This is a genomic window from Sphingopyxis fribergensis, from assembly GCF_000803645.1.
Classification (GTDB): domain Bacteria; phylum Pseudomonadota; class Alphaproteobacteria; order Sphingomonadales; family Sphingomonadaceae; genus Sphingopyxis; species Sphingopyxis fribergensis.
The window spans coordinates 3,462,164-3,485,294 of record NZ_CP009122.1; the positions used below are offsets into that span (position 1 = coordinate 3,462,164).

Annotated in this window: 23 protein-coding genes; 8 read left to right on the top strand and 15 right to left on the bottom strand. The window is 62.7% G+C overall.

All coding sequences use genetic code 11. The features are described from left to right. The first annotated feature begins 73 nt into the window (after positions 1-73). A complete protein-coding gene (locus SKP52_RS16055; protein ID WP_039576365.1) occupies positions 74-868 on the top strand; it encodes an enoyl-CoA hydratase-related protein in 795 nt (264 codons plus the stop codon). A 4-nt stretch (positions 869-872) separates the two neighbouring features. Continuing rightward, positions 873-2,369 carry an acetyl-CoA acetyltransferase gene (locus tag SKP52_RS16060; RefSeq protein WP_039576367.1) on the top strand — a complete coding sequence of 499 codons (1,497 nt, stop codon included), beginning with the start codon at positions 873-875 and terminating at the stop codon, positions 2,367-2,369. 114 nt (positions 2,370-2,483) lie between these two features. Here the strand turns inward: SKP52_RS16060 and amaB are convergent, their stop codons facing one another. Continuing rightward, a complete protein-coding gene (gene amaB / locus SKP52_RS16065; RefSeq protein WP_267127962.1) occupies positions 2,484-3,905 on the bottom strand; it encodes an L-piperidine-6-carboxylate dehydrogenase in 1,422 nt (473 codons plus the stop codon). Between the two features lie 175 nt (positions 3,906-4,080). Here amaB and acs point away from each other — a divergent pair, with 175 nt between their 5' ends. Further along, a complete protein-coding gene (gene acs / locus SKP52_RS16070) occupies positions 4,081-6,045 on the top strand; it encodes an acetate--CoA ligase (protein ID WP_039581321.1) in 1,965 nt (654 codons plus the stop codon). A gap of 179 nt (positions 6,046-6,224) precedes the next feature. On the opposite strand, the gene SKP52_RS16075 is transcribed toward acs, so the two are convergent. The 9 genes from SKP52_RS16075 to SKP52_RS16120 all read right to left on the bottom strand — a co-directional run bounded on the left by SKP52_RS16075 (position 6,225) and on the right by SKP52_RS16120 (position 16,538). Then, on the bottom strand, positions 6,225-7,421 hold the full coding sequence (locus SKP52_RS16075; protein WP_052208414.1) for a serine hydrolase domain-containing protein: 1,197 nt from the start codon (positions 7,419-7,421) through the stop codon (positions 6,225-6,227). A gap of 46 nt (positions 7,422-7,467) precedes the next feature. Next, positions 7,468-8,202 (bottom strand): peptidase, encoded by a 735-nt coding sequence (locus tag SKP52_RS16080; protein WP_039576373.1) that lies wholly within the window; start codon positions 8,200-8,202, stop codon positions 7,468-7,470. Positions 8,203-8,264: 62 nt separating this feature from the next. After that, positions 8,265-9,068 (bottom strand): transglutaminase family protein, encoded by an 804-nt coding sequence (locus SKP52_RS16085; protein WP_039576374.1) that lies wholly within the window; start codon positions 9,066-9,068, stop codon positions 8,265-8,267. Continuing rightward, on the bottom strand, positions 9,065-10,006 hold the full coding sequence (locus SKP52_RS16090) for an alpha-E domain-containing protein (RefSeq protein ID WP_039576376.1): 942 nt from the start codon (positions 10,004-10,006) through the stop codon (positions 9,065-9,067). The genes SKP52_RS16085 and SKP52_RS16090 overlap by 4 nt, the downstream gene beginning before the upstream one ends. Positions 10,007-10,166: 160 nt before the next feature. Beyond that, positions 10,167-11,564 (bottom strand): circularly permuted type 2 ATP-grasp protein, encoded by a 1,398-nt coding sequence (locus tag SKP52_RS16095; protein ID WP_187337302.1) that lies wholly within the window; start codon positions 11,562-11,564, stop codon positions 10,167-10,169. A gap of 235 nt (positions 11,565-11,799) precedes the next feature. Next, complete coding sequence (secA, locus tag SKP52_RS16100; protein WP_039576380.1) at positions 11,800-14,535, bottom strand: preprotein translocase subunit SecA; 2,736 nt, start codon at positions 14,533-14,535, stop codon at positions 11,800-11,802. Positions 14,536-14,645: 110 nt separating this feature from the next. After that, entirely contained in the window at positions 14,646-14,912 is a 267-nt protein-coding gene (locus tag SKP52_RS16105) for a hypothetical protein (protein ID WP_039576383.1), read from the bottom strand. A gap of 91 nt (positions 14,913-15,003) precedes the next feature. Then, positions 15,004-16,008, bottom strand: a complete 1,005-nt coding sequence (locus SKP52_RS24715) for a TonB family protein (protein WP_228383674.1) — start codon at positions 16,006-16,008, stop codon at positions 15,004-15,006. A gap of 14 nt (positions 16,009-16,022) precedes the next feature. After that, positions 16,023-16,538 (bottom strand): hypothetical protein, encoded by a 516-nt coding sequence (locus tag SKP52_RS16120; RefSeq protein WP_039576385.1) that lies wholly within the window; start codon positions 16,536-16,538, stop codon positions 16,023-16,025. Between the two features lie 109 nt (positions 16,539-16,647). Here SKP52_RS16120 and SKP52_RS16125 point away from each other — a divergent pair, with 109 nt between their 5' ends. After that, positions 16,648-17,451, top strand: coding sequence for an SDR family oxidoreductase (locus SKP52_RS16125; protein WP_039576387.1), 804 nt, complete (start codon positions 16,648-16,650; stop codon positions 17,449-17,451). Between the two features lie 185 nt (positions 17,452-17,636). Here the strand turns inward: SKP52_RS16125 and SKP52_RS16130 are convergent, their stop codons facing one another. From SKP52_RS16130 to SKP52_RS16155, 5 genes are all read right to left on the bottom strand, one after another. Beyond that, positions 17,637-18,347 carry a head GIN domain-containing protein gene (locus SKP52_RS16130; RefSeq protein WP_039576389.1) on the bottom strand — a complete coding sequence of 237 codons (711 nt, stop codon included), beginning with the start codon at positions 18,345-18,347 and terminating at the stop codon, positions 17,637-17,639. Positions 18,348-18,390: 43 nt separating this feature from the next. After that, positions 18,391-19,137 (bottom strand): head GIN domain-containing protein, encoded by a 747-nt coding sequence (locus tag SKP52_RS16135; RefSeq protein WP_052208418.1) that lies wholly within the window; start codon positions 19,135-19,137, stop codon positions 18,391-18,393. A gap of 366 nt (positions 19,138-19,503) precedes the next feature. Continuing rightward, on the bottom strand, positions 19,504-20,430 hold the full coding sequence (locus SKP52_RS16140) for a reverse transcriptase family protein (RefSeq protein ID WP_148309164.1): 927 nt from the start codon (positions 20,428-20,430) through the stop codon (positions 19,504-19,506). Further along, positions 20,417-20,734, bottom strand: coding sequence for a helix-turn-helix domain-containing protein (locus tag SKP52_RS16145; protein WP_228383675.1), 318 nt, complete (start codon positions 20,732-20,734; stop codon positions 20,417-20,419). The genes SKP52_RS16140 and SKP52_RS16145 overlap by 14 nt, the downstream gene beginning before the upstream one ends. A gap of 577 nt (positions 20,735-21,311) precedes the next feature. After that, a complete protein-coding gene (locus SKP52_RS16155) occupies positions 21,312-21,548 on the bottom strand; it encodes a helix-turn-helix domain-containing protein (protein ID WP_039576395.1) in 237 nt (78 codons plus the stop codon). A 105-nt stretch (positions 21,549-21,653) separates the two neighbouring features. Here SKP52_RS16155 and SKP52_RS16160 point away from each other — a divergent pair, with 105 nt between their 5' ends. From SKP52_RS16160 to SKP52_RS16170, 4 genes are all read left to right on the top strand, one after another. After that, positions 21,654-21,935, top strand: a complete 282-nt coding sequence (locus SKP52_RS16160) for a hypothetical protein (RefSeq protein ID WP_148309165.1) — start codon at positions 21,654-21,656, stop codon at positions 21,933-21,935. 69 nt (positions 21,936-22,004) lie between these two features. Beyond that, entirely contained in the window at positions 22,005-22,238 is a 234-nt protein-coding gene (locus tag SKP52_RS26220; RefSeq protein ID WP_148309166.1) for a hypothetical protein, read from the top strand. Between the two features lie 238 nt (positions 22,239-22,476). Then, positions 22,477-22,953: a GreA/GreB family elongation factor gene (locus tag SKP52_RS16165; protein WP_039576399.1), complete on the top strand. Its 477-nt coding sequence runs from the start codon at positions 22,477-22,479 to the stop codon at positions 22,951-22,953. Further along, positions 22,950-23,129 carry a hypothetical protein gene (locus tag SKP52_RS16170; protein ID WP_039576401.1) on the top strand — a complete coding sequence of 60 codons (180 nt, stop codon included), beginning with the start codon at positions 22,950-22,952 and terminating at the stop codon, positions 23,127-23,129. The genes SKP52_RS16165 and SKP52_RS16170 overlap by 4 nt, the downstream gene beginning before the upstream one ends. Positions 23,130-23,131 lie beyond the last annotated feature (2 nt).

Below are 23,131 nucleotides of genomic sequence, written 5' to 3' on the forward strand. Positions count from 1 at the left end.
CGCGACAGGGAGGATTAAAGTTGACGTAAACGTCAACCACCCGCGATACTCCCCCGAAAGGGAGAGATTCGCGATGACCGATACGACCATCCTCACGACACGCCGCGGCCATGTCCTGATCGTCACGATCAACCGGCCAGAGGCGCGCAACGCGGTCAACGCCGCCGTCCATGTCGGCATCGGCACCGCGCTCGAAACCGCCGAAGCCGACCCCGATATCCGCGTCGTCGTCCTCACCGGCGCGGGCGACAAGAGCTTCTGCGCCGGCGCCGACCTCGTCGCCCTGTCGCGCGGCGAGAGCCTTTATCCCGACGATCCAGCGCAGCAGGCGTGGGGCTTCGCAGGAATGGTTTTGCACCCCATCTCGAAACCGATCATCGCCGCCGTCAACGGCTTCGCCTTCGGCGGCGGCTGCGAAATCGCGCTGATGAGCGACATCATTATCGCCGCCGATCACGCGCAATTCGGGCTGCCCGAGGTCAAGGTCGGGCTGTTCGCCGCGGCGGGCGGCGCCTTCCGCCTCGCGCAGCAAATCCCGCGCAAGCTGGCGATGGAATATATGCTCACCGGCGACCCGATCCCCGCCTTGCGCGCCGCCGAATTCGGGCTCGTCAACCATGTCGTTCCGCTCGCCGACCTGATGCAAACCGCGATCGCGCTCGCCGAGAAGATCGCAGGCAACGCTCCGCTGTCGGTGCAGGCGTCTAAGCGCGTCGCTTTGGGGATCGACGAAGGCCGTATCGCTGCCGACGCGCCTTATTGGGAGCATAACACCCGCGAACGCGGCGTGCTGATGCGCAGCGAAGACGCACGCGAGGGCCCGCTCGCCTTCGCGCAGAAGCGCAAGCCCGAGTGGAAGGCGCGCTGACATGATGACCGATCCTGAGCGTATTCCCGTCATCATCGGGGTCGGACAGGTCAACGACCGGCCCGACGATCCCGATCAAGGGCTCGATTCGCTGGGGCTGATGGTCGCGGCGCTAGAGATCGCAGCGCGAGACGCGGGTGTCTCACTGACGGAACTCGACAGCCTCGCGATCGTCGACCAGATCAGCTTCCACCATCTCGGCAAGCTCTGCGAACCGCTCGCCGCCACGATCGGCGCCAACCCCGCAATCAACTATCAGTCCGCCGCCCCGCACGGCGACACGCCGGTTCGCCTGCTCAACGAAGCCGCGAACCGCATCGGCGCAGGCGAGATCAAACTGGCGGCAATCGTCGGCGGCGAGGCGCTGCGCACCGCCGCGGGCCGCGCCGCCAAGGCTGCGAGCGGCGAAGACAAGAGTTATAATGCAATCCGCCAGGTCGCGACGCGGCGCGAGCCCAATTACGCGCAGAAGCACGGCCTTGCGGCGCCGGTCGACGTTTATCCGCTCTATGAAAATGCGACGCGCGCCGGATGGGGTCAGAGCCTTGCCGAAGCGCAGTTCGAAAGCGCCGAAATCTGGTCGCGCTTTTCGGAAGTCGCGGCGGCCAACGACGGCGCGTGGATCCGCAAGCCGACGACGCCAGAGGACATCCTCAAAGTCGACGAACGCAACCGCCCGATCGCCTTCCCCTATTCGAAGCTGATGGTCGCCAATTCGTCGGTGAACCAGGGCGCGGGCTTCATCGTTGCGAGCCTCGCCGAGGCGTGGCGTCGCGGTATCCCCGAGGACCGCTTGATCCATATCGGCATGGGCGCCGCCGCGAAGGAGCCGGCAAGCATTCTCCACCGCGACCGTTACGACCGCAGCGTCAGCATGGAGACATCGATCACGCGCACGCTCGACCTCAACGCGATGACCGCCGCCGATTTCGATTTCGTCGAACTCTACAGCTGCTTTCCCTGCGTGCCCAAGATGGCGCGGCGCATCCTCGGCTGGCCGTGGGACCGGCCCGCGACGGTGTTCGGTGGTCTTACCTTCGGCGGCGGCCCGATCGCCAATTATATGAGCCATGCGATCGTCTCGATGGTCGACAAGCTCCGCACCGAAGGCCGCTATGGCTTCCTCTTCGCCAATGGCGGCTTTGCGACCGACAATCATTGCATTGTGCTGGGGAACCGGCCGATTGCTGCCGCCAGCTTCCCGCAGGATTTCGACTATCAGGCCGAGGCCGAGGCGAAGCGCGGGCCAGTGCCCGACCTGGTCGAGGATTATGCCGGCCCGGCGACGATGGAGAGCTACACGGTCTTCTATGGCCGTGACGGGGGGCCGAAAGCAGGGGTCGTGGTGGCACGCACGCCCGAGGGCCAGCGCACGCTCGCGCATGTCGATGTGGGTGATGCGGCTATGCTGGCGTTTCTGACCGACGGGACGCGGGAGCCCGTGGGGACGGCAGGGCGGGTCGTGCCGCTCGAAGAAGGCTTTGGCTGGCGCCAAGCATAAACTCATAAAGTCCGTTCATGTCGAGCGAAGTCGAGACACCCTGAAGGCACGCGCCCACGATGGGCATCTCGACTTCGCCCGATGCGAACTGCAATTGGTGGTCAGCTCTCCGGCCTAAATCTCGAACGAAACCCCCTGCGCCAGCGGCAGCGTGTCCGAATAATTCACCGTATTCGTCGCGCGGCGCATATAGGCCTTCCAGCTGTCCGATCCGGATTCGCGCCCGCCGCCGGTCTCCTTCTCGCCGCCGAATGCCCCGCCAATCTCGGCGCCGCTGGTCCCCAGATTGACGTTGGCGATTCCGCAATCGCTCGCGACCAGAAACCGTTCGGCCTCACGCATGTCGGTGGTGAAGATCGCCGACGACAACCCCGCCGCCACATCGTTGTGCAGCGCGATGACGGCATCCAGATCATCATAGCGCATCACATAGAGGATCGGCGCAAAAGTCTCCTCCAAGACCGGCCCGACCTGCCCCGGCATTTCGACGAGTGCGGGCTTCACATAAAAGCTCTCGCCCTCGCCGACGCGTTCACCGCCATGGACCACGCCACCCACCGCCTTGGCTGCCGCGAGCGCATCCTGCATCATCTCGTACGCCGCGCGGTCGATCAGCGGCCCGACGAGCACCTCGCCCTCCAGCGGATTGCCAACGCCGACGCTGGCATAGGCGGCCTTCAGTTTCGCAACGAAGCCATCATAGATGCTGTCGTGCAGGAACAGCCGCCGCGTCGTTGTGCAACGCTGCCCGGCGGTCCCCATCGCGCCGAACGCCACCCCGCGCAGCGCAAGGTCGAGGTCGGCCGACGGCGCGACGATCACGCCGTTATTGCCGCCCAGTTCAAGGATCGCGCGCGCGAATCGCTGCGCCAATCGCGGCGCGACGGCGCGGCCCATGCGCGTCGAGCCCGTCGCCGACACCAGCGCCACGCGCTTGTCGTCGACCAGCGCCTCGCCCGCCTCGCGCCCGCCGATCAGCAGTTGCGCCAAGCCTTCGGGCGCATCGCCGAAGCGCGCCACCGCGCGCTCGAAAATCGCCTGCGTCGCCAAGGCGGTCAGCGGCGTCTTCTCCGACGGCTTCCACACCACGCTGTTGCCGCAGACGAGCGCAAGCGCGGCGTTCCACGCCCACACCGCGACGGGAAAGTTAAACGCCGAAATCACGCCGACGACTCCCAGCGGATGCCAGACCTCCATCATCCGATGCCCCGGCCGCTCGGTCGCGATGGTCAGGCCGTATAATTGCCGGGAAAGTCCGACCGCGAAGTCGCAGATGTCGATCATTTCCTGCACCTCGCCCGCGCCCTCGGACGGGATCTTGCCCGCCTCGATCGTCACCAGCCTGGCGAGATCGTCCTTCGCGGCCCGCAATTCCTCGCCCCACAGGCGGACGAGTTCGCCGCGGCGCGGTGCCGGGACATTGCGCCAAGCACGAAACGCCGCGCTCGCTTGGCCCAGCGTCTCGTCGATCGCGGCCGCATCGACGACCCGCACCATTGCCAACTGTTCGCCGGTCAGCGGCGTCACCGACGGCATCGATCCATCGCACCACAACGCGCGTTCAACCCCCAGTCGGTCTAGGAGACTACCTATATCTTGGCCCAGTTGAACCATCGTCTGTCCCTTCATAAATGCCTTCGCGCCTTGCAACTTGTGGTTCGCCGGTTATCGCAGCGGGCGAACAATGCAAAACCGAATGGGAGAGTCGTCCGTGTCAGAATTGCCGCCGTCCGAACCTTTTGTTCCCGTTCCCGCCGACGCCGCGGCGAACACGCATTGCAGCGCCGGCGATTACGACCGGCTCTATGCGCAAAGCGTCGCCGATCCCGACACCTTCTGGGCCGAACAGGCGCAGCGGATCGACTGGATCACGCCGCCGACGAAAATTGCCAACTGGTCTTACGACCCCGTTGAAATCAAATGGTATGAGGACGGCGTCCTCAACCTCTGTCACAACGCCGTCGACCGCCATGTTGCCGCCGGTCATGGCGACCGCACCGCAATCATCTTCGAACCCGACGCCCCCGATGGCGAAACGCGCACGATCAGCTATGGCGCGCTGCTCGCCGACGTCATCCGCTTCGCGAACACGCTGAAGAAGATGGGCGTGCAGAAGGGCGACCGCATCACCATCTATATGCCGATGATCCCCGAGGGCGCGGTCGCGATGCTCGCCTGCGCGCGCATCGGCGCCGTGCACAGCGTCGTTTTCGGCGGTTTCTCGCCAGAAGCTATCCACGGCCGGATCGAGGATTGCGCGAGCGACTGGGTGATCTGCGCCGACGAAGGCCTCCGCGGCGGCAAGCATGTGCCGCTCAAGGCCAATGTCGACAAGGCGCTTGAGCGCGTCGACGTAAAGGCGGTGCTCGTCATCGCGCACACCGGCGGCGATATTGCGATGAAGGAAGGCCGCGACCATTGGTACGACGCGCTCTCGGCCGACGTCGGCGATGAATGCCCTTGCGAGCCGATGAATGCCGAAGACCCGCTCTTCATCCTCTACACCTCGGGATCGACCGGCAAGCCCAAGGGCGTGCTCCACACCGTCGGCGGCTATTCGGTCTGGACCGCCAGCACCTTCTATTATGGCTTCGATTATCGCCCCGGCGAGATCTTCTGGTGCACCGCCGACATCGGCTGGGTCACCGGACACTCCTATGTCGTCTATGGCCCGCTCCAGAACGGTGCGACGACGTTGATGTTCGAAGGCGTGCCCAACTATCCCGACCACGACCGCTTCTGGCAGGTCGTCGACAAGCATCGGGTCAACATCCTCTACACCGCGCCCACCGCGATCCGCGCGCTGATGCGCGAGGGCGACGATTATGTGACGCGCCACGATCTTTCGTCGATCCGCCTGCTCGGCAGCGTTGGCGAGCCAATCAATCCCGAGGCGTGGCGCTGGTATCATCAGATTGTCGGCAAGGGCCGTGTCCCCGTCATCGACACCTGGTGGCAGACCGAGACGGGCGGGATCATGATCACCACCCTGCCGGGCGCGCACGCGATGCAGCCGGGCAGCGCGGGCAAGCCCTTCTTCGGCATCCGGCCCGAACTCGTCGATGCCGAGGGCAACACGCTCGTCTGCGAACAGACCGGCGGCGCGGCTGAGGGAAATCTCTGCATCACGCATAGCTGGCCCGGGCAGGCGCGCACGATCTACGGCGACCACCAGCGCTTCGCCGAGACCTATTTCTCGACCTATAAGGGCAAATATTTCACTGGCGACGGCTGCCGCCGCGATGCCGACGGATATTGGCGGATTACCGGCCGCGTCGACGATGTCATCAACGTGTCAGGCCACCGAATGGGCACCGCCGAGGTCGAAAGCGCCCTCGTCCTCCACGACCTCGTCGCCGAATCCGCGGTCGTCGGCTTTCCGCACGACATCAAGGGTCAGGGCATCTACGCCTATGTCACGCTCAACGCCGGGGTCGAGCCGACCGCCGAGGTCGAGGCGGCGCTGAAACAGCAGGTCCGCAAGGAAATCGGCCCGATCGCGACCCCCGACCATATCCACCTGACACCGGGACTTCCCAAGACACGCTCGGGCAAGATCATGCGCCGCATCCTGCGCAAGATCGCCGAGAATGATTTCGGATCGCTGGGCGATACCTCGACTTTGGCCGATCCGAGCCTCGTCGACGGATTGATCGAAGGACGGAAGAACCGCTGAACGCTGGCGCCACGCGCATAGGCTCTATCATCCCTTCGTATGATTGAGCGCGCAGACGTCAGACGCCATATAGGAGGCACCCCCGAGTTCCGGCGGCCCCTCCCCCCTCCCTGGCGGCCGGAGCAACAAGGCCCGGAAGGTTACGCACCTTCCGGGCCTTCCCTTTTCCAAAATCGATTTTAGCGGTTCGAGCCCGCCAGTGCCTCGCACAGACCATCGGCCGCGAGCGCGATACGCGATTCCGCCGTCTTGCGATTGGCGGCGCTATTCTCGACGCCCCGTGTTTCGGTGTTGAACGCGAGCAGGCTGCCGACGCGCTGGTCGGGGCAGAGGCTTAGATAGGCGCGAAAGCCATTCTGGTCGCCATTATGCCCGACGAACCGCACCGCCGCGCTACGGTCGATAAAGAAGGAGAGGCCGCTCTGCGTCGTCTTCGCCATGCGCCCCTGCGTAAAATCGTCGCCCGCCGATATTTGCGGCACCCACATTTCCTCTAGCGAAGACCGTTTCAGCACCAGATCATAGTCGGCCTGACGCGCCCGATCGCCGAGCAGGAACGCGACATATTTCGCCATGTCGGGCATCGGCGAATTGAGCCCGCCGTTCGATACCGTCACCCCGGTATCGACGTCGAATGGCGCCGCGACCCGCCGGCCATCGCGAATATAATAACTATGCGAACGATGCGGCAGCAGATGCGGCGGCGTGCGGTCGAAATAGCTGGCGTGCATGCCCAGCGGCTTCAGAATATTCTTGTCGACATAGACTTCATAATCCTCGCCCGACAGGCGCTCGATCACCTGTCCCAGATAGACGATCCCGGGGTTCGAATAGCCGAAGCGACTGCCCGGTTTGAACTCGACCCGCGTGTAGGGCAGCATCGCCGCGAGTTGCGCCCAGCCCTTCGGCTCGAACGGCTGCCAATCCTGATCGCGCCACGGCCAGCTCCCGCTGCGAAATCCGGCGCTATGGCTCATCAACTGGCGCAAGGTGATCGCACCGGTGTCGCCATGGGGATTATGCACGGCCGCGAGTTCGGGCACATATCGGACGATCGGATCATCGAGCGACAACAGCCCGCGATCGCGAAGCTGCATGATAGCGATCCCGGTCATCGTCTTGGTGATCGACGCCCAATGATAGATGGTGCCGGCATCGACGGGGACATGCGCATCGGCGTCCTGCTCGCCCAAATGGTCGGCGGCAACGGTGCGGCCATCCCGCACGACATAAAAGCTGCTCCCCGCGATCTTCGCGCGGCCGGTCTCGGCGCGGTGCAGCGCGCGAAAGTCGCGCAGCGCCGCGTCGAAACGCGATTCTTCGGCTGCCGCCGGATTGGCTATCAGAACAAGTGCGGCGACAATCCAGCGCGACATGGCGATCCCTCCCGTTTAATCGTCTCGGGACGGTGGCCGAAGGCGATCAGAAATGAAAGTCGGGAAGCTCCGCCAGCGCGATCCCCAACGCCTCGGCCCAGCCGTTGGCGACACTTTCGAAATAGGGATCGTTGCGCTCGAACCGCCGCTCGCGCACCGTCGTATAATCGTCGCGCTCGTGGATTTTGAGGTCGATCGGCAGGTCGACGCCGGCATTGGCGCGGATAGTCGAATCGAACGACACACAGAGCAATTTTACCGCGTCCTCGAACGACATCGCGGGGTCATAGGAGCGCACGATGATCGGCCGGCCATATTTGGTTTCGCCGATCTGGAAGAAGGGATTGTCCTCGCCCGCCTCGATGAAATTGCCTTCGGGATAGATCAGGAACAGGCGCGGCTCGGCACCCTTGATCTGCCCGCCGACGATCAGCGAGGCGCGGAACAGCGAATCCGCGGCAGATTGGCCCTCGTCATTGTGGCGCATCACGATGTGGCGCAGCGTTTCGCCGATGATCGTTGCGACCGCGAACATCGACGGCGCGGCGAGGATCGAGGGGTGCCGTTCCTCGGGCGCCTTGGTGCGCTCGTCGAGCAGGCTGACGACCGCCTGCGTCGTCGCGAGATTGCCCGCCGACATCAAGGTGATCACGCGCTCACCCGGCAGGTGCCAGCTGCGCATCTTGCGGACCTGCGAAATGTCGTCGACACCCGCGTTGGTGCGGGTGTCCGACATGAACACCAGCCCCTTGTTCAAACGCATGCCAACGCAATAAGTCATCGAATCCCGTTTTCCCCGCCCGGAAAGTCCTGATCGCCCAAAAAACCTGGTGCCCCGCCCGCTTATTGCTGGACCTGCAATTGAACAACCAGATTTTCCTGCGCCGCACCATAGCGCATGCCGCGAACCGGCGCCGCGTCGCGATAATCGAGCCCCGTTGCGACGCGGATATAACGCTGGTCGGGCGAATGGCCGTTGCTGACGTCGAAGCCGATCCAGCCGATATGCTCGAAATGCGCCTCGGCCCACGCGTGGGTCGCATCCTGATGCGTCCGGTCGTTCATCATCAGATAGCCCGACACATAACGCGCCGGATGGCCAAGGTGGCGCATCGCGGCGATGAAGATATGTGCATGATCCTGGCACACTCCGCCTTCGGCACCGAGCGCCTGTTCGGCAGTCGTACCCGCATCGGTAAAGCCGATCCGGTACGCGAGCTTGTCGATGATCAGCGCCGACAGCGCATGCGCGCGCTCGATCTCGTTACCGAAGTCGCGGCCGAGCGTCGCAATCAGCGAGCGAATCCCACGCCCCGCGCGCGTCAGCGGCGTCGGGCGCAAAAAGGTCCAGAGCGGCATGGCGCCGCGGTGCTGCCCGATCACCCCGTCCCATGTTTCGAGTTCGATCGTCCCATGGCAGCGGACGATTAGCTCGCTCGTTCCGCCATGCACCGCGATCAGGTCGACGCCATTGCCATGATGGTCGGAATAGTGGAGCTGTTGCGACCCGCCCTCGACCTCGATCGCCCAGTCGAGAATATGCTGCTGCCCCGGGCGGTCCTTCGGCGTCAATTTCAGCTGCTGCAGCGCGTAGCTGACCGGTGCATCATATTGATAGCGGGTGGTATGATCGACGCGCAGCTTCATTCGACAAACCTGTAATCGCGCTCGACCTGCCGCGCGAGGTTCGCAGTATCGCGCAGGAAGCCGGTCACATATTGGTGGAGCCCACCGTCAAAGATCGACTGGATCGGGGCGTTGAGTTTGTCATGGACCAAGGCGTGCGCCATTCGCCGCGCGTCGGTTTCCTCGCCATAGTGACGCTGCAGTTCGTTCAGGTGATTTTCCATCCGTTCGCTGCAAAAGGTCAGGCTGCGCGGCATCTGGCGGTAGAGGATCAGGAACTCGGCGATCTTCAGCGCGCTGATCTCCGCCCCGTACAGCCAGCGATAGGCGCGGTGCGCCGACACCGACCGCAGGATCGTCTCCCACTGCACATTGTCGATCGAGGTGCCGATATGCGCGACCGACGGCAGCAGCAGATAATATTTGACGTCAAGGATACGCGCGGTGTTGTCGGCGCGTTCGAGATAGGTACCGAGCAGCGCAAAATGATAGCCGTCGTTACGCAGCATCGTGCCGTTGAGTGCTCCGCGCACCTGCGCGCTTTGCTGGCGGATCGTCGTCAGAACATCGGGCAGATCATCCTCGCGCACCTGCCGCTTGAGCAGCGCGACTAGCGTCATCCAGCTCGTATTAACCGCCTCCCACGTCTCGCGCGTCAGCGCGGTGCGCGCCGTGCGGGCATTGTCGCGCGCCTGGCGGATAACCGACAAGATGCTCGAAGGGTTGGCGGGATCGCGAAGCAGGAAATCGATGACCCGCGCCGAACTGTAATCGCCATGCGCCGACTTGAACGCCTGGTTGACCCCTGCGGTCACAAGCACCGATTTCCACTCGGCGGCAGCGGTGCTCGACCGCGTCAGCGCGATGCGAAAGCCCGCGTCGATCAGGCGCGCATTATTCTCACTGCGTTCAAGGTAACGCGCCATCCAGAAGAGCGCGCCAGCGGTCTTGCCTAGCATCTAAGCTCCTCCCCTTCAGGGGAGGGGCTGGGGTGGAGTTTCGCGGCGTAGAGCAAGGCCGACAGACCCCACCCCGCTGCGACTAGGGAGCAAGCTCCCAAGTCTCGCTGCCCCTCCCCTAAAGGAGCGGGGCTGACGAACAGAAGATCGCCTATCCCCATCAATCCTCCAATACCCACGTATCCTTCGTGCCGCCACCCTGGCTCGAATTCACCACCAGCGATCCCCGCGTCATCGCAACGCGCGTCAGCCCGCCCGGCGTGATCGTGATCCCCTGCGGCGACATCAGCACGAAAGGACGCAGGTCGACGTGCCGCGGCGCGAGGCCCTTCTTTGTAAAGATCGGCACGGTCGACAGCGACAGCGTCGGCTGCGCGATATAATTGCCCGGGTTCGCTTCCAGCTTGGCGCGGAAAGTCGCTAGTTCCTTCTTGCTCGCGGCGGGGCCGACGAGCATCCCGTAACCGCCCGACCCGTGAACTTCCTTGACCACCAGTTCGGGTAGCCGGTCGAGCACTTCGCGCAGATGCTCGGGGTCCGAGCAACGCCACGTCGGCACATTGGGCAGCAACGCCTTTTCGCCCGTATAAAATTCGATGATGTCGGGCATGTAGCTATAGAGCGCCTTGTCGTCGGCGATCCCCGTGCCCGGCGCGTTGGCGATGGTGATGCCGCCGGCGCGATAGACGTCCCAGATGCCGGGCACGCCGAGCATTGAGTCCGTCCGGAAATTCAGCGGGTCGAGGAAATCGTCGTCGACGCGGCGATAGATGACGTCGATCGCCTTATAGCCCTGCGTCGTGCGCATTGCGACGCGCCCGTCGACGACACGCAGGTCATGCCCCTCGACCAGTTCGGCGCCCATATGGTCGGCGAGGAAGCTGTGTTCATAATAGGCGCTGTTGTGGATGCCGGGGGTCAGCACCGCGACCGTCGGGGTGCCGCCACACGCGGGCGGGGCGCAGGCGGCGAGCGATTTCAGCAGGTTGATCGGATAGTCGCTGACCTCGCGCACGGGCACTTTGGCGAACAGCTCGGGGAACATCTGGAGCATCGTTTCGCGGTTTTCAAGCATGTAGGACACGCCCGACGGGGTGCGCGCATTATCCTCGAGCACATAGAATTCATCGGCGCCGGTACGCACGATGTCGGTGCCGCTGATATGCGTGTAGATACCGCCGGGCGGATCGAGCCCCATCATCATCGGCAGGAAGGCCTCGTTCCCGGCGATCAACTCGACAGGAACCCGTCCGGCGCGAAGGATCTCCTGCCGATGATAAATGTCGTAGAGGAAGGCATTGAGCGCGCGCACGCGCTGTTCGATGCCGCGCGACAGGCGGCGCCATTCGCTGGCCGAGATGATCCGCGGCACGACGTCGAAGGGGATCAGCCGCTCGTCGCCGTCGACGGCGCCATAGACGTTGAAGGTGATCCCGGTGGTGCGGAACAGCGCTTCGGCCTGCACCGCCTTGTGCTGGATGCGCGCCACATCCTCGGCCTCGAACCACCCGCAATAATCACGATAGGGCGACCGGGTCGCGCCCTCCTGGCTCGTCATTTCGTCGAAAAATGAAATGCGCCTGCCCTTTCCACGCAACATGCCGTCATCCACCGCGCCGGAAGGCGCAGCCCACCATGTCCCTGCTGCTGCGTCGCCCGCCTGCTACATGGCCACCGGGCTTATCGCAAAGATGCTAATCGTGCCCGCGTGCCTTGGCAAGCGGGCACGTGAAGCACCGTGTTACCGTAACTTCAAAGACTTGCCGCACGCCCGAAAGCGTCCGGCAAAAGCATCAAATCGCGCCGTGGCAATGCTTGTATTTGCGGCCCGAACCGCAGGGGCAAGGCGCGTTGCGGCTGATGTCGAGCGCCGCATAGGGATTCTCGCCCTCGGGCAGGTCGGGACGCGGGATCTGCATCGGCGGCAGCGTGTTCGCAATCACGCCCAGATCGCCGCCGTCGATGTCGGCGCTGTTGTCCTCGCCGGTGAACGGATCGATGTGCGTCGTCAGGAAATCGGGCAAGTCGGGCAGCGGCAATGCCTCGGGCTCTTCGAAGCGCAGGTCGATGCGCGCGACGGTGCGCGTCACATCCTCACGGATGTTCTGCAACATGCGTTCGAACAGCGCGAACGCTTCCTGCTTATATTCGTTGATCGGCTGCTTCTGCGCATAGGCGCGCAGGAAGACGACCTGGCGCAGCGCGTCGAGGGTCGAGAGATGCTCTTTCCAGTGATGATCAAGCGTCTGGAGCAGCACCGATTTCTCGATGCCTTTCCATGTTTCCTCGTCGACCAGCGCCGCCTTTTCGGCCGCAACCGCATCGGCCTGCGCCTGGATGCGCTCCTCGAACATTTCGGCGTCGACTGCGTCTTCCTGCATCCACGCATCGATCGGCGGCGACAGGTCGAGGATATTCTCCACCCGCTCCTTCATCTGTTCGATGTTCCACTGCTCGGGATAGCTGCCCGGCGGGCATGCGTCGGCAACGATCGAATTCACCGTTTCAGCGCGCATCGCGGTCATCACTTCGTCGACGGTCTCGCTGTCGATGATCTCGCCGCGCTGTTCATAGATGACCTTGCGCTGGTCGTTCATGACGTTGTCATATTCGACGACCTGTTTGCGGATGTCGTAGTTGCGCGCCTCGACCTTTCGCTGCGCGGTCTCAATCGCCTTCGACAGCCACTTCGACCCGATCGCCTCGCCATCCTCCAGATTCTTGTTCATCATCTTGGAAAAGAGCGTGTCGGGGCCAAAGATGCGCAGCAGGTCGTCGTCGAGGCAGAGGTAGAATTTCGACAGGCCGGGGTCGCCCTGACGCCCCGAACGCCCGCGCAGCTGGTTGTCGATGCGGCGGCTTTCGTGGCGCTCGGTCGCGAGCACGAACAGCCCGCCCGCGGCCTTCACCGCTTCGCGCTCGGCCGCAACCTCGTCGCGGATGCGCTGTTCGGCGGCATCGCGTTCGGGGCCTTCGGGCATGTCCTTCAGCTCGTCGTCGATGCGGAATTCTTCGTTGCCGCCGAGTTTGATGTCGGTGCCGCGGCCCGCCATGTTCGTCGCGATCGTGACCGCGCCGGTGCGGCCCGCCTGCGCGACGATATGCGCCTCGCTTTCGTGGAAACGCGCGTTGAGGACGCTGTGCGGTACGCCCTCCTTTTCAAGGAAGGAGGACAGCAATTCGGACTTTTCGATCGACACGGTGCCGACGAGTACCGGCTGGCCGCGTTCGTTCGCCTCGCGGATCGTCTTGGCGATCGCGCCGAACTTGTCGGTGATATTCTTGTAGAATTCATCCTCGTCGTCGACGCGCGCGATCGGGCGGTTGGTCGGGATGTTGACGACATTCATCTTGTAGATGTCGAAGAATTCGGCGGCTTCGGTCGCCGCGGTGCCGGTCATGCCCGACAGTTTGGGATACATGCGGAAATAATTCTGGAAGGTGATCGACGCGAGCGTCTGGTTCTCGGGCTCGATCTGCACACCTTCCTTGGCTTCGACCGCCTGATGCAGGCCGTCGGACCAGCGGCGCCCGTCCATCATGCGGCCGGTGAACTCGTCGATGATCACCACCTTGCCGTCCTTGACGATATAGTCGGTGTCGATGCGGAACATCTGGATCGCCTTCAGCGCCTGATTGACGTGATGCACGACCTGCGTGTTCTCGATGTCGTAGAGGTTGCTGCCCTGAAGCAGGCCCGCCTCCTCGAGCAGCCGTTCGACATGTTCGGTGCCGTCTTCGGTCAGGTTGATCGACTTGGACTTTTCATCCTTCTCATAATCATCCTCGGTGAGCTTCAGAACGACCTCGTTGACGCGGATATACAGCTCCGACTTGTCGTCGGTCGGACCCGAGATGATCAGCGGGGTGCGCGCTTCGTCGATCAGGATCGAATCGACCTCGTCGACGATGCCGAAATTAAAGGCGCGGTGGACCATCTGCTGGCGATCGAACTTCATATTGTCGCGGAGGTAATCGAAGCCCAGCTCGTTGTTCGTCGCATAGGTGATGTCGCTGTTATAGGCGTCGCGGCGCTGCGTCTCGTTGAGGTTCGGGACGATGATCCCGGTCGTCAGGCCCAGGAAGCCATAGACGGTGCCCATCCATTCGGCGTCGCGCGTCGCGAGATAGTCGTTGACGGTGACGACATGGACGCCCTTGCCCTCGAGCGCGTTGAGGTAACAGGGCAAAGTCGCCATCAGCGTCTTGCCTTCGCCCGTCGCCATTTCGGCGATCTCGCCGCGGTGGAGAACGACGCCGCCGACCATCTGAACGTCGAAATGGCGCATGCCGAGCGTGCGAACCGCCGCCTCGCGCACCGTGGCAAAGGCTTCAGGAAGGATGTCGTCAAGCGTCTCGCCGGCTTCGAGGCGGCCCCGGAATTTCTGCGTCTGCGCCTGGAGCCCGGCATCATCAAGCGCCTGCATCGCGGGTTCGAAGGCGTTGATCTTGTCGACGATCTTGCGGATCGAGGCGACATAACGGTCGTTGGACGAGCCGAACAGGCTCTTGGCAAGGCCAGCAAACATCGAATTTTCCTTGGTATTTGAATGAATGGGCGGCGCTCGGGCCGCGCGAAAATATATGAAAAATGCCCCCTGACGGGGCGGCGCCTCAAGAAAGGCGCTGAAACCTGGCGCTATTCGAGCGCGCGGTCGCTGCCGGTGAGAATGCCGGGAAGGTGCGGCGCAGCGGCCTTGCGCGGTTTTCCGCTACCGCTCGATACGCGCCGGGTCGGCGTCGTGGTGGACGGACGACGTTCGGCATCACTTGCTTCGGCCTTGCCCGCCGTTTCGGCGAACATGACCAACGCCCCCATCGCCGCCGGAACGGCAGGCGCGGCAACGGCACGGTCGGCGGTAGCCAGACCGGTCAGTAATGCCAAAAGGGTCAGCAACAGCCGCAAGAATCGCCCCTAACTACGTCCGGAGCCCGAATTATTGCGCCCCGTTCCCTGAATATAGGGTGAAAGCCGCGCGACGTCCAGAGTTCGCTGTTCACTTGGCCGCGGCGGGCGCGTCCTCGATCGTCAGCTCGCTCTGCAAAATCACACGTTTTGCGACCTTCTTGCCATTCTCATCAACGAAGGGCTGGTAACGTGCCTGCGCCCCAAACGTGTCACAGGGTGTCATGCCGTTCGGCGCGGCGCCGAATTTTCCGGTGTTCGAAAAGCGGCAATCGACAACGCGGCCGTCGGCGCCCACTTGCACCGTCATCGTCGCGCTGCCCGGCTCGCCCAACGGGAAAGCGGCGCTGGATGGAATCGACACGCCAGCGTCACCGCCCGTGCCCTCGCGCGGCAGCGACCATTGGAATGTCGCCGCGACAATCCCCTTCGTCGGCTTGCCGTCGCTGTCGAGCGCCGGCAGGAATTTGCCTTCACTGCGCATCAGGGCGCACGCTGCCTCGTCGAGCGTCGCGGACAGGCTGCTTTCGTTGACCTTGCAACCCGCGACCTGTCCGGCGCTATCGATGTTGAGTTCCATATGGACCACGCCCTCCTCGCGCGCAGCGCGGGCGGCAGCCGGATAGTGCGCCGCGGGATCGATGCGCTTGAATGCGTCGTCGGGGATTGCACCGCGCGGCCAGCTTTCCTGTGCCGGATCGAGCCCAAAGCCAGCCACCGCTACCGGATAAGTGCCTTTCCCGGGAATCTGCCAGCGTATCCGGTTGCTGTAGGTCCCCCCGACGGCCTCGCCGCGCGCGTTGCGCCCTGGCGTAAAGCGCGCGCGTTGCATGATCAATTGGCACGTCACCGCATCGAGATCGCCGTGGCCGCTCGGCGCGATGATGTCACAGCCCGTGGGCAGACCGTCGGCGCCGATCGTCAGCTGGAACCCCGTCGTTCCCTCGCGCTCCTCGCGCATCGCGCTGGCCGGATAATCGTCGTTCGTGACCCAGCTTCCCGGATTGGTCGCCGGTGCCATCCCCTTTTCCACGTCTGCGGCGTCTCCTTGCGCCGCGGCGAGCGCCAGCACGATCGCCATCCCCGGTTGCAACATCGCCTCCATCCCCTTCATCCCAATTGCGGGTTCAAGCCCCTTACTTCTATCAGAAAGCTCTTCGGCTTTTTGAACAATTTGCTCTTCCGATCGACCTTCAGCCCGACCGTTTCGGCGAGCTCCATCACGAAATGGACGCAATTGCGCTTGTTCAGGCTATAGCTCGGCTGCTCGCGGTCGCGCCATTCGGCAACCTTGGCCAACACCCGCGCATAGGTCGCATCGTCGACGGTCACGTCGAACTGGCGATCGCTCTTCGCGATATAATCGGCTTCGGACGATTCCACCTTGCCCTTCACCGATCCCAAAAGGATCGCCGGGCTGACCGAGACGGCGGTGAAACCATAATTGGCGTCGACCGCCTCGCCCGTCGCGTCGACCGTCCCCTTCATCACGATGAAGGCGTGCGGAAAACGATCCCCAAAATCATGACTGTAAAAGCTCACCACGACCTCGGCGCGCGCCGGGGTGGCGAGGCCCGCGCACAGCATCAACAGCGAAAATATGAAAAAACGGAGGCCGCGGGTCATCCTTGCCCTCTTAGCGAGCGGAGCTTCGCCTTGCCAAGCCGCGATTGCCGCTTGACGGAAACGTCAACTTCGCATCTTGTCGCGCTGACATCAATGTAAGGGGGGCTCCGTGGCAAGAAAGGCGATTTTCATCACCGGGGGCGGATCGGGCATCGGCCGCGCGGTGGCGCGCCATTTTGCCGGTCAGGGCTGGTTCGTCGGCATCGCCGACGTCAACAGCACCGGGATCGATGAAACCGCCGCGCTGCTCCCGGCAGGCGCCTCGTCGCGCCATGTGATGGATGTTCGCGATCGCGACCAGTGGCAGGCCGCGCTCGACGCCTTCGCCCTCCAAAGCGGCGGCCGCCTCGACGTGCTGTTCAACAACGCCGGCATCGGCACCGGCGGCCAGTTCGCCGACATGCCGCCCGCCGAGGCCGACCGGCTGATCGCGATCAATTTCGGCGGCGTCGTCAACGGCATCTATATGGCGCTGCCGCTGCTGCGCGCGACCCCCGGATCGACGATCCTCAACACCGGATCGGCGTCGGGCTTTTACGGCGTCGCGGGCCTCGCCATCTATTCGGCGACCAAATTCGCGGTACGCGGCCTGACCGAGGCGCTCGAGATCGAGTTCGCCAAGCACGACATAAAGGTCCGCTCGCTGATGCCGGGCTTCATCGACACCCCATTGCTCGACCAGGTCAGCGCCGACAGCAACGAACCGGCGCGCAATCGCCTGTCCGACAGCGGGTTCGAAATCATCCCCGTCGAACGCGTCGCCGAGGCGGCGTGGGGGGCGGTGCACGGCACGAGTGTCCATACAACGGTCGGCAAGATGGCGAAGCGGCTCTCGCGCCTCGCGCGCTGGTTCCCTGGCCTGATCGTCCGCCAGTCGAAGAAGATCGACGGGCTGGGGACGGCGGGGCATTGAGTTTTTGAAGCGAAAGCTCGGTGTCGGTTTTGGGGTGGGAAGCCGACGTTCGCTGACTGTCTTTCGTCATCCCGGACTTGATCCGGGATCCATGACGACGGTGCAGCTGTGGATCCCGGATCAAGTCCGGGATGACGATGATGGGTAGATCCGCAACCGGTCGTTAGCAGACTGCCGACCGCAACCTATTTCACCGCCCCGCACGTCACCGACCCGCTGCCGACATTGCGCACCGTACAGACCGGTTTCCCCAGCACCACGGTCTTGCCGATCCCGCGCGCGGTGATCGCCGCGCTCTTGACCGCGCGCAAGATGTGATCGCCCGCGCCCTCGCTGTCGCTGATCAGCTCGTCGACCGCGAGCGCGCCGGCGTCGACCGCCCCCGCCCCCGACAGCGTGATCTGCGCATTCTTGGCGGCCCCGCCAAGGGTCATTGTGCCGTTCCCGACCATCGCAACCGACAGGCGATCGGCACCGATCTGGCCGACGGTCAGCCGTCCGGGTCCGCGCAAGCCGACCATCGCGCGCTGCCCCTGCAACTTGTCGATCTGAAGCGACCCCGCACCCGCGAGCGTCGCCGAGTTCAGATTGGCGGCGTTGACGCGAACCACCACCGGCCCGCGCGGACCGCGGCGTTTCTCGTCGCCCGCGAACTGGCGCTGGCTGATCACCAGCTTGCCGTTAGCCGCCTCGACGCTCAGCCGATCGAGTGCATCCTGCGGCCCGCTCGCCACGGCGCTGACGGGCGTACGCGTGACGACCTCGACCGTCACATCGGCGCTCACGTCGATCGCCTCGAAGCTGGTAAGGCCATAGCGCTTTTCCGCCGCCAATGCGGGGGCGGAGGCAAGCAGGGCGGTGGCCGCAATCGCGGCGCATCTTATGGCAAATGTCATGGTGCCGCCTTACCCCGTTCGGGCGGGCGGCACCAGCACGGCATTATTTGCAGGTCGCAGTGCCCGATCCCATCTGGCGCGTCGAACAGCTCGCCCCGCCGGTCAGCGTCACATCGCCCGATCCGAGGATCCGGATATCGGCCTTGCCGGTCGCCTGCGCGTCGACATTGCCCGACCCGGTCACCGACACTTCGAGCGTCGTCGCGACGAGCCCGTCGGCGTCGATGTCGCCCGATCCCGTCACGCTGAGTTCGCCCGATCCGATCGTGCCGCTGGCAATCTCGATGTCGCCCGAACCCGACACTGTGATGTCGGCACGCTTGCCCGTCAGCTTCGCGACCTTGAGGTCGCCCGAGCCGGTGACCACTGCCTCGACCGCGTCGCCGTCGACGGCATCCGCGTCGATCGTTCCCGATCCGGTCAGCCGCACCTTGGTCAGTCGCGGCATGGTGATCGCGATATCCAGATCATCGTCATCACGGTTCGAGAAGCTCAAGCCGTCGCGTTTGCGTCCGATCGACAGCTCCGGTCCGTCGAGCTTGATTTCCAGCCGGTCGAGCGTCGCCTTGCGGCCGCGCGCGGTGATCGAAAATTTGTCGCCCCGGCGGATGGTGACATCGTCGGGACCTGCAACCTTGACAGCGGTAAAGCCGGTAAGGTCATAGGTCTGGGTCGTGATCGGCCCGGCGCTGGTCGGCCGCTCGGCCTGCGTGTCATTGCTCGGCGCCGCGCCGTTGCAGCCGGTCACAAGCACCAGCGGCAAAATCGCCATCATCCAGTTCCGCATCATCAATCTCCTTTGTGTATTGCTTGCATAACACACGTGTCCGGCGCTGTCCAGCAGCCTTGCCATCTTGTCGCCACCTTCGGCGTCCAGAGGTACGATTCTCCCCCGAAACCGAAAGCCAGACCATGAGCGTAGCCTTTCGCCGCGTGAGGCTCCGGTAATAAAATTACAAAATAACCGCATGATAACGTTAGAAAATGCTGATTTTAGCGATTTTCAGCGGGATATTTTACGTTGCTGGGTGCGCCCTTATGCGAAAGTGGGATACGCCGGGATACGAGCCCAAGAAAACCACGTAATTCCAGTCACTTGCAGCCGACCTTAGCCTTTCAGATTGAAAGGGTTGATCGCGCGTCAAGCGCACTCTGCCTATCGTGAAATGCCGGCCTTCAATCGACGACGATGGAGCACCATCGCGTTTTTCCGACCGGACCATGATGAATCCACAACGGCCGCTTCGCTCAGCTTGCCGATCAGCGAGGGGAGTAGCCGCAGCTTTTCCACCGCCGTGGTTGCGCTTGCCTCTTCCTGCTCAAGATCAGCGATGCCCTTCGCCCGGCGATGGGGAACCTCTCGGCCCCTTTTGGTCTTCGCGACACCGGTGAGCACGCGCGGTTGGCCCGGCGAAAAATTCTTCAGTTTGTGTGTGCGGAGGCCATAGAGCGCGACGATTTTGGCGGCTTCCCGCTGCAATTCTCGATTGGCGAATTTTCCGGTGATTGACATGTCATCGACATACAGCGTGAATTCGCAGCCGAGCCTCTTCGCTGCTGCGTCGATCTCATCGAACATGGGCTTGTAGGCCCAAAATGACAGAATGGTGCTAGCGTTACCGCCCGTGGGCAGATGCCCATCGTAGGTAAGCAACCGCCGCGCGCGGGATGCTACATCCGCCGGATATTCCAACGTCTCTTCAAAAAACCGCTGAACATAATGGGAGCTCGATGATGGGAAAAATTTCTGCACGTCGAGTTTTATGCAAGCCTGTTCCGCACCGTGCTGGTTGGCGTTGGTTATGTAGGACCGGCCTTTGACGCCGGAGTGCAGATAGTCGGGCGTCTCGATTTGAGCGAGGAGACGCGCAAAACGCTGCTGGACCAGTTTCAGTTGAGGCTTTGGCTCCTCGATAGTGCGGTTCGATTTGCGATCATGCCGAACGAGGTAATTGCTATCACCAAAATCCAACAACCGCTCGAGGGTCGAGCGTGGGATAAGGAGCATCTCGGCCAAGCGGCGAGGCGAGGTCAATTTGAACACCGCGCTGCCGCGGAGCGGGACTCTCTTATGCGTGCTCATGCTCGTCTCGCTCCGCTGTTACGGTAGCAATCCAATCGAGCATCTTGAGGGTCTTCCCGGCCACGAAGGTCCGAGTTTTTTCCGCGGGCGAGGAGGTAGCCGCTTGTTCGGCAAAGAACAGGAGCGACGATAGGGGGATCGAGAAGGCGGTCGCGTATTTCTCCAACACCTCCATCGTGACCTTCTTATCGCCACGTTCGAGTTCGGTGATGTAGGATTTCGAGAGCCCGACACGATCCGCGGTTTGCGTCTTGTTGAGGTCGTGGAAGACCCGAACCAGCCGCAGCGCTTCGTTGAGCATCATGCGTTCCTTCCGTTATGACGCCTAGAAGTGACGGAACATTTCGAGGACCCCGTTGATCAGTTTCACGATGGCAGTTGCCATCTTGATCAGCGACATCAAGACAAGGCGGTTCCGTAGAACCTTCTTGAGGCTCCACCGCACTGCCTCAGCAATGCGACGGCCCGCCTGTCGTCCGTACTTCCACAACCCGGCGTCTGGGCTCTTTTTCGGCAAATTAGCCATCATAGTGCTCCCAGACTCTCGCCCGGCCGAATTGCCGGACGATCTGCACACAGCCTGAGAGCGGATCAGGGTTGAGGTTCAACTCCTAGGCGCACACTGCACAAGAGATATTCAAAAATTGAATAACTCAGTACCGGGTCAGCTTCGTCTCTCCGGACGCCGGGACGCCGAGAGAGGTGTTGGCTATGTGGTAAAGGCTGCGAGGCCTTCACTGACGGCGAACCGTCACGCTTTTGGTGCAAAATCTCCATTACCAAGACGCTGAGGACCCTATACGCGGCCAGTTCGCGCATTGCAAGCAAAAGTTCGCCAGTGGCGAACTTTCGGTTAGCGGCCGAATTCGGTCAGGCCGCATTTATCCGCCAGCGGCTGAAGTTGCCTCTTCAATCGGATTTAACAGCTCAATAGGCTCTGCTCCCAGAGGCCGGCTCAATTCGTGAAGAGTCAAAACCGTCGGATTGCGGCGTCCGCGCTCAAGGCTGCTCAGATACTGCTGGCTAACCCCAGTGAGCTCCGACGCCTGCTCCTGCGTCAGTCCGCGGGCAGTTCGCAACCTTTTGAAGTTCAACCCGACCTGGAGGCGCACGTCCATGGTGCGGACCCTGCCGGAATGGAGGGTTGAACATTATCAACTATAATATGTATTGGCGATGAGGTGATGCGGGTGTTTGGCCGCACTTGTCTGGGGTTGCACTACATGAAAGACGATTTTTCATTTGAGGCTCAATTTGGAAGCGCGACGGATCAGACCTCACAGGGTGAATCTGGAGATGCCGAGCAACGCCGCCATGAGCCCGACTACAATATCAGCCTCAACACGGCGCTGCTGGTCATCATTGCGATCGTTGGCCTAGCTATCCTCTACCACGTCACCCGTCTGCCTGAGGGCCACCCTTACGCCAAATGCCAGCGCATCATAGGCATGGATGGTGCTTGCAAGGCTGAGGTGGCCGCCAGTCGGATGATGCGCGGGTTTTAGCTCGAACGAATGTCCGTAACTCGCGCCCCGCTGACTACCCCCCCGACACCTCGGCTGCTAGGCAACGACATGGCGGCTGCATATCTGGGTATCAGCGAACGCATGTTCGACCAAGTCAGGACGCTGGCAAATTTTCCCCAATCGATCAAATTTGGTCGTAGGATACTTTGGGACCGCAAAGCTCTAGACGTGTTCGTCGATCGCCTGTCCGCGGAAGCGCTGGAACCCTATGATCCCTGGGACGACATACTGGCGCGTAAGCCGAGCAATAGACGGAAACGAACACGCTCCGTCGAACGCTGAGTCGCTTTGGTTCAATGTGCAAAACAACACGCATGCAGCGAGCCAAAATCGCATTCGACCGTCACGACCAGTAGTGCTACGGGCGAGTAATTCCGCCCTGCGAAATGATTGCCCCGGCGGGATACGCACGATAACCGCGTATCCCACCAGATAGACGACTATAGACAACTATAGACAATTTCGTCGTTTTCGTATCCCACCACACTATGAAAACCCTAGTAAAATCAAGGTCTTAGATATGAGTGTAGCCTTTCGCCGCGAGAGCGACGACGAGCATAAGGAACCCGAATATGAGCTGCCCATTGCGGTCGGCCCGAATCTGGTGACGCCGCGCGGGCTGCGCCTGCTTGGCGAAGAGGTGGCGCGGCTTGAGGGCGAGATCGCGGAAACCGCCGACGAGGAGGCGCGCAAGAAATTGCAGCGCCGTTTGCGCTATTTTCATACGCGGCAATCGACAGCCGACGTGCAGGCCCCGCCCACCGATGGCAGCGTCGGGATCGGCAGTCGCGTCACCTATCGGCTGAACAAGGCTGAAAAGGCGATCACGATCGTCGGCGGCGACGAGGCAGACCCCGCACGCGGCCACATCGCCTTTTCCGCTCCGCTCGCGCGCGCGTTGATGGGCGCCGAGGCGGGCGAAAATGTCGAATATCAGGACCGCGAGGATGCGATCGCGATCCTCGCCGTCGAGCCCGATCCGGAGACGCAGGCATGAAAGACAAGTTCGAGCGCCACAAACAGCCGTGGACCCCGGCCGAAATCGACAAGCTTCATACGCTTGCCAAGAAAGGCATGCCGCTGAAGTCGATCGCGAAGGCGCTGACGCGCAGCGAGGAATCGGTGAAAATCCGTGCCAAGGCCGACAACCTCCCGATTGCAAAGCTGCACTGAGC

Excerpts from the sequence above, each read along its gene's own strand:
- amaB (WP_267127962.1), bottom strand. The coding sequence starts at position 3,905 with ATGCCGTCGGTGACGCCGCTGACCGGCGAACAGTTGGCAATGGTGCGG.
- SKP52_RS16170 (WP_039576401.1), top strand. The coding sequence starts at position 22,950 with ATGAAAGACAAGTTCGAGCGCCACAAACAGCCGTGGACCCCGGCCGAA.
- SKP52_RS16080 (WP_039576373.1), bottom strand. The coding sequence starts at position 8,202 with ATGACTTATTGCGTTGGCATGCGTTTGAACAAGGGGCTGGTGTTCATG.
- SKP52_RS16145 (WP_228383675.1), bottom strand. The coding sequence starts at position 20,734 with ATGATGCTCAACGAAGCGCTGCGGCTGGTTCGGGTCTTCCACGACCTC.
- SKP52_RS16055 (WP_039576365.1), top strand. The coding sequence starts at position 74 with ATGACCGATACGACCATCCTCACGACACGCCGCGGCCATGTCCTGATC.
- SKP52_RS16140 (WP_148309164.1), bottom strand. The coding sequence starts at position 20,430 with ATGAGCACGCATAAGAGAGTCCCGCTCCGCGGCAGCGCGGTGTTCAAA.
- SKP52_RS16095 (WP_187337302.1), bottom strand. The coding sequence starts at position 11,564 with ATGACGAGCCAGGAGGGCGCGACCCGGTCGCCCTATCGTGATTATTGC.
- SKP52_RS26220 (WP_148309166.1), top strand. The coding sequence starts at position 22,005 with ATGGCGGCTGCATATCTGGGTATCAGCGAACGCATGTTCGACCAAGTC.
- SKP52_RS16155 (WP_039576395.1), bottom strand. The coding sequence starts at position 21,548 with ATGGACGTGCGCCTCCAGGTCGGGTTGAACTTCAAAAGGTTGCGAACT.
- SKP52_RS16120 (WP_039576385.1), bottom strand. The coding sequence starts at position 16,538 with ATGACCCGCGGCCTCCGTTTTTTCATATTTTCGCTGTTGATGCTGTGC.
- secA (WP_039576380.1), bottom strand. The coding sequence starts at position 14,535 with ATGTTTGCTGGCCTTGCCAAGAGCCTGTTCGGCTCGTCCAACGACCGT.
- SKP52_RS16135 (WP_052208418.1), bottom strand. The coding sequence starts at position 19,137 with ATGATGCGGAACTGGATGATGGCGATTTTGCCGCTGGTGCTTGTGACC.
- SKP52_RS24715 (WP_228383674.1), bottom strand. The coding sequence starts at position 16,008 with ATGTTGCAACCGGGGATGGCGATCGTGCTGGCGCTCGCCGCGGCGCAA.
- SKP52_RS16165 (WP_039576399.1), top strand. The coding sequence starts at position 22,477 with ATGAGTGTAGCCTTTCGCCGCGAGAGCGACGACGAGCATAAGGAACCC.
- SKP52_RS16160 (WP_148309165.1), top strand. The coding sequence starts at position 21,654 with ATGAAAGACGATTTTTCATTTGAGGCTCAATTTGGAAGCGCGACGGAT.
- SKP52_RS16130 (WP_039576389.1), bottom strand. The coding sequence starts at position 18,347 with ATGACATTTGCCATAAGATGCGCCGCGATTGCGGCCACCGCCCTGCTT.
- SKP52_RS16075 (WP_052208414.1), bottom strand. The coding sequence starts at position 7,421 with ATGTCGCGCTGGATTGTCGCCGCACTTGTTCTGATAGCCAATCCGGCG.
- SKP52_RS16060 (WP_039576367.1), top strand. The coding sequence starts at position 873 with ATGACCGATCCTGAGCGTATTCCCGTCATCATCGGGGTCGGACAGGTC.
- SKP52_RS16085 (WP_039576374.1), bottom strand. The coding sequence starts at position 9,068 with ATGAAGCTGCGCGTCGATCATACCACCCGCTATCAATATGATGCACCG.
- SKP52_RS16090 (WP_039576376.1), bottom strand. The coding sequence starts at position 10,006 with ATGCTAGGCAAGACCGCTGGCGCGCTCTTCTGGATGGCGCGTTACCTT.